Source organism: uncultured Capnocytophaga sp., assembly GCF_938029845.1.
In the GTDB taxonomy this organism is placed as follows: Bacteria; Bacteroidota; Bacteroidia; order Flavobacteriales; family Flavobacteriaceae; genus Capnocytophaga.
The window spans coordinates 1-4997 of sequence record NZ_CALHGG010000067.1 but is presented as its reverse complement, the minus strand read 5'-3'; the positions used below and the strand labels follow the sequence as shown (position 1 = coordinate 4997).

At 35.6% G+C, this 4997-nt stretch carries 7 protein-coding genes; all 7 read right to left on the bottom strand.

The window, feature by feature from the left end:
* Nucleotides 1-197, bottom strand: a 197-nt coding sequence (locus Q0625_RS04720; RefSeq protein WP_298823900.1) for an endonuclease/exonuclease/phosphatase family protein, incomplete at its 3' end; no start/stop codon positions are given.
* Complete coding sequence (gene deoC, locus Q0625_RS04715; protein ID WP_088594675.1) at nt 197-859, bottom strand: deoxyribose-phosphate aldolase; 663 nt, start codon at nt 857-859, stop codon at nt 197-199. The genes deoC and Q0625_RS04720, both read right to left, overlap by 1 nt.
* Before the next feature lie 66 nt (nt 860-925).
* Nucleotides 926-1699, bottom strand: coding sequence for a hypothetical protein (locus Q0625_RS04710; RefSeq protein ID WP_298823896.1), 774 nt, complete (start codon nt 1697-1699; stop codon nt 926-928).
* Nucleotides 1696-2199, bottom strand: a complete 504-nt coding sequence (locus Q0625_RS04705; RefSeq protein WP_298823893.1) for a hypothetical protein — start codon at nt 2197-2199, stop codon at nt 1696-1698. The genes Q0625_RS04710 and Q0625_RS04705 overlap by 4 nt, the downstream gene beginning before the upstream one ends.
* Before the next feature lie 8 nt (nt 2200-2207).
* Complete coding sequence (locus tag Q0625_RS04700; protein ID WP_298823890.1) at nt 2208-3161, bottom strand: hypothetical protein; 954 nt, start codon at nt 3159-3161, stop codon at nt 2208-2210.
* A 7-nt stretch (nt 3162-3168) separates the two neighbouring features.
* Nucleotides 3169-4182 (bottom strand): hypothetical protein, encoded by a 1014-nt coding sequence (locus Q0625_RS04695; protein WP_298823888.1) that lies wholly within the window; start codon nt 4180-4182, stop codon nt 3169-3171.
* A gap of 372 nt (nt 4183-4554) precedes the next feature.
* Complete coding sequence (locus Q0625_RS04690) at nt 4555-4863, bottom strand: hypothetical protein (RefSeq protein WP_298823886.1); 309 nt, start codon at nt 4861-4863, stop codon at nt 4555-4557.
* Nucleotides 4864-4997 lie beyond the last annotated feature (134 nt).

Genomic DNA, 4997 nt, shown 5'->3' with positions numbered 1-4997 from the left:
TAACCTTTCTTTTCGGCACTATGGTAATATTGATAAGTATACCCTAATTCAGTAAATACTTCTGTAGGTATCTGGTCTTCAAAGGCTTTTATCTCTTGCAGACATAATACATCGGGGTTAGCACTTTTCAGCCAATCGGCAAAGCCTTTGGTGAGGGCTGCCCTTATACCGTTTACATTGTAACTGATAATCTTCATTAGTAGCCACTTCCTTTCTCTCCTTTTAAGATAGCAATTCCGTTAGAAGTACCTATACGCTCTACACCAAGGTTTACGTATTGCATAGCTGTTTCATAGTCGCGTATACCTCCAGAGGCTTTCACTTTAGCCTTATGTTGCACACATTCTTTCATCAGTTTTACATCGGCGAGTGTTGCGCCCCCCGTACCAAAGCCTGTAGAAGTTTTTACAAAATCGGCTTTAGCATCAAGGGCTAAACGGCAAGCCAAGCGTTTTTCTTCATCAGTAAGGTAACAAGTTTCGAGGATGACTTTCAGCACGCGGTTTTCACCTACACAGCGTTTAAGAGCGATAATTTCGTCCAATACTTGATTGGTTTTTCCTGATTTAAGCCAACCTACATTCAGCACCATATCAATTTCATCAGCACCATCGGCAAGGGCTTCACCTGTTTCAAAATATTTAGCTTTAGCCGACATTGCTCCTAAGGGGAAGCCTACTACGCTACATACCTTGATATCAGTACCTGTTAAGAATTTTTTAGCGGTTGCTACATAGCCACTATTCACACATACCGAATAAAAATCGTACTCCACAGCCTCTTTACAAAGAGTTTCAATCTCGCTAATGGTAGCTGTAGCTTTTAGAAGCGTGTGGTCAATGAGTTTGTTTAATTCCATAGTTTTTTTAGTTAAGAGGTAAGAAGTAAGAGGTAAGAGATAAGTACGATAACTGATTTCTAACTTCTAACTCCTAATTCCTATTTTAATATATTCTCGTTGATTGTAATTTTCTTTAAATGTTATAGATATATACAGATAGTTGTTTTTGCTAAAGAATATTGCTTCTTTTTCATTGTAATCAATTGTCCAATATTGAGGGCTAACAATAATAAGTTCTTTTAAAGTGAATGAGTTTGCTTGTTTTACTTTATAAAACATTAAAAATGTTCCCAAAACATCGCTATGCGTCCCTATTACATAGTTTCTATCAGGTGATAAGAGCGGTTCGCCTTCCATTTTAGTCTGATTACCTGTTTGTTTATCAATAAAAAGGGTTTCTTGAGCTCTATAAACAGTATATCTCACTACATATTGATTTAAATCAGGCATTTCACCTAAATAATCATATCTTTCAGCATCTCCAAACTCCTCTGATGCTTCTGTATCTTCAAATGTAATAGTTTTATTTTTACAAGGAAGCTCAATCACACCTTCTTGTTTTTCAATTTTTAAATTGTCGTTAGTGAGAAAATAATAGCGTTGTTTCAATGCTTGTAGGTATTCCTGCTTCGAAACCTTTTCTATAGTAAAATATTTCCCAAAAGCCTTAGTATCAGAAGTGTCTCCCATTGTCTCTAAAAGCTCTTTTTCTGTAGGTTTAACCTCTTTAGCAGAAGTTTCTGTTTGTATTTGAGGTTCTTCAGTAGGAGCAGCACTTTCCTCTGCCGGCTGTTGTTTTTGGAAAAGGTTACAGCCTACAAACGATAAGATTGATATGTATAGTAATAAGTTTCTCATTTCTTAATATATTTTTTAGTTCCTTTTTCTACTAACATCTCTTTATAAGTCCCCTTCTTTGTATAGAAGGTAAAGACAATAGCCGTCATTACATAATCCTCACAACCTTCACAACACGCTTTTATAAGATCTTCCCCCAAAATGTCTGCTACAAAAATATGGTCTCCTTGTTTGAACTCAAAAGCCGTATATTCACGATATAGGAAAAAATCATCAGCATTAGGGTCACAACAATAACGGTCATATACTTTGCGCCTCATCTTCTTATCAAGATGTTTGGCTATATGTTCATCTATAAAAAATTGGCTTCCCTTAAAGCAACCTTCTATTACTGAGGCTTTAAAAGACTTACGCTCATAGGTTACTTTTTCAATTGCTTCAGTAGGTATCTTCTCATCAAAGCAAATTTGCGCTCCATCTACAAAGGTAACACACCGCTGCTGACTATAAGTATTTCCTACCCATAAAATCCCTAAAAGGTAAAGTATCCATCTTGCCATAGTAACTATTATTTGATTCCTATCTTGATATACATTCGTTGTTTGTTAGGATTATTATGCTCGTCAAAAAAGTTTGGGATAACATTCATCGGGGCGTATAAGAAACCATTTTTACTAAAAAAGATGGGTTCTTTATCAAAATCATAGGCTGCCCACCATTTTGTGTCTTCATTTACTAAAGTTTCAATCACAAATGGTTTTATACTTTTTATGCGATACAAAGAAATCGTTCCCACTAAATCTTCATAAGCTCTCCCTATTGTAATGATATACTTCTTATCGGGAGAGAGAAAGGGAAAACGCTCAAAATCAGTTTGCTTACCAGTGGTTTTATCTATAAAAATATAAGCATAAAAATCTCCAGAATCTTCAAAAACTAAATATTGATTGAGAATAGGTACATTCCCTACATAAGCATAAGTTACAGAAAGAGGATCTTCAACGCTATCAGGCTGGTCTTTTAGATAAACTGTTTTATGCTCGCAAGGGAAGGTAAGTTTGCCATTCTTTTTTACAATTGCAAGGGTGTCTTCTATGAGAAAATCTATCTTATTTCTAAGAGCTTCTTGATATTCTTCATAAGAAATTTGATCTATACTCAGGTATTTAGAGATACAATCGTTAGATTTTCCGTTAATATCTACATTTTTTGTAAGATCATCCCCAGTGATTTTAGTTTTCAGGGTATTCCAATCACCTACATGTTTCTTTTTTATATAATCTCCTCTATCAGTTTGGTAAAACTCATTTCCTTCTGCACTTATTTTTATCTTCTCGCCGAAAAGATAATTATCTTCCCGTTCTTCCTTATCAATCACATACAACTCCTTCTCCACTGGCACAAAGACCTCTTCTTGTTGCTTTTCCCCTACTACAGCACTTTCCCCTGCCGGCTGTTGCCCCTGAAAGAGGTTACAGTTGGTAGATAATAATGTCAAAAAGAATATGATAAAATGTTTCATTAGTCGATCATTTGATTTTGATTCTTACATACTTACAAGGCTTATCCTCCTCTTTATAATTATATTCATAGCTATCTAAAGCATCCATGGCAACATACAAGCACCCGTCTTTGCCAAAGAAAGTAGGTCTATTTTTAGATGCTTCGTAGGCTACCCAATAGCGAATCCAAGCGGATACTACAAGTTCGATAGCAAAAGGATCTTTGTTTAGTACCTTATATAGCGCAATAGCAGTAGCCCCTCCCATCTCTGTCACCCCTAACGTAATGATATACTTTCCATCAGGCGAAAGGTAAGGGTGGCTTTCTATTTCTGTCTCGTGCCCTGTTCTTTTATCTATAAAAAACTTATCTCCAGCCTCATAGTAGTAACCTGCTATAAGGTATTGGTGTATGGGCTGCATCTCTCCCTCGTATTCATAGACTTCCAAGTCATCTTGGGGCGTCATTTCTACATCTTTAAGCTCCACAAGAGTATCTCTACAAGGAAGTGAGAGTATCCCCTCTTTCTTTTTTATGGCAAGGGTATCTTTCACCAAAGGAAAGTATCCATTTTTCTTTGCTTTTTGATATGCTTCATAAGAAATCATGTCAATTGTAAAGTATTTGGAAAGGGTAGTCCCCTCTTTTTCATCTACAAAAGTATCTCCCTCCCTTTTACCTATAAAATGGACATCTTCTAATACTTCCTTGGTGAATTGGATATCCTCATAGCTTCCCATATCTTCCTTGCGGAGATACCAATCCCAATTGCTTTTTATCTTATAGAAATGCTCCGATTCCGCTTCTATCTCAAAAAGATTTCCAAAGGAATGCTCCTCCTCTTCGGGATCACTATGAATATCCGGTACTGTATATCGCAGTGCTGTAGGGCTAATCACATACAACTCCTTCTCCACAGGTACAAAGACCTCCTGCTGCTTTTGCTCTACAGCAACACTTTCCCCTGCCGGCTGTGTCTTCTGGAAAAGATTACAGCTTGCCAATAATGATGTTACAAAGATTATTGCAATATGTTTCATTGGTTATTTGTTATTAATCAGTATTTTAAGTTTCGCAAGTTCTGTAACTTATTGATATTCAAAACCTCCCCCTACTCCCCTCCAAAGGGGGAATGAGATAGTTTATGATTCTCAAGGAGTTATAGAAAGGACATTTTCCAGATTGATAGACAATTTTTATCTTTTTCAACGAATTTATTCCCCCTCTCGGAGGGGGCAAGGGGGAGGTTTTCTTTGCAATATATTGATTATTAATCAATTATAAACCTAATTATAACCTAAAAATGACTTGCGAAACTTAAATCAGTATTTTACCTTTCATTCCCAGTGTGGCGATGAATTGAGATTGTTAAGCCGTAGCTACATATCTGATCTTACCAAATTACGCATTCTCTAATCTAATGGATATGGGAACAAAAGGGCAGATAAGTATTCTCTTTTTTCCTTAGCAGAAAATTTTTTATAATAATCTTCCTGTTCTAACCGCTTCTCTATATTCTCTAAAATCTCTTTTTGTCTCTGTTTACTTTGATGTAGAGGAATAGGATATTCTTTTAAAATTTTCTCAAATATTGAATTGATAAAAGGACTGCCTTTAAATATATTTGCTTCCTCATCTTCACAAGTGAATTTTATATAATTAAGTAGTTTTAGTAAGGCATTTACCTCTGCTGGAGTTAATAAAAATATTACTTCTTTCATATATTTCAAGTTCTAATAATGTGTTTTTAAAAAGTTCTCTATGATATAGTACTTGCGGTATTTTGGACAATAATGAATAGACACGAGCTACAAGCTTAGTAGTTTATGCTCCAAGTAATCCAAGTTTTTCAATT

Coding starts and splice junctions, on each gene's coding strand:
- Q0625_RS04710 (WP_298823896.1), bottom strand. CDS start 1,699: ATGAGAAACTTATTACTATACATATCAATCTTATCGTTTGTAGGCTGT.
- deoC (WP_088594675.1), bottom strand. CDS start 859: ATGGAATTAAACAAACTCATTGACCACACGCTTCTAAAAGCTACAGCT.
- Q0625_RS04700 (WP_298823890.1), bottom strand. CDS start 3,161: ATGAAACATTTTATCATATTCTTTTTGACATTATTATCTACCAACTGT.
- Q0625_RS04705 (WP_298823893.1), bottom strand. CDS start 2,199: ATGGCAAGATGGATACTTTACCTTTTAGGGATTTTATGGGTAGGAAAT.
- Q0625_RS04690 (WP_298823886.1), bottom strand. CDS start 4,863: ATGAAAGAAGTAATATTTTTATTAACTCCAGCAGAGGTAAATGCCTTA.
- Q0625_RS04695 (WP_298823888.1), bottom strand. CDS start 4,182: ATGAAACATATTGCAATAATCTTTGTAACATCATTATTGGCAAGCTGT.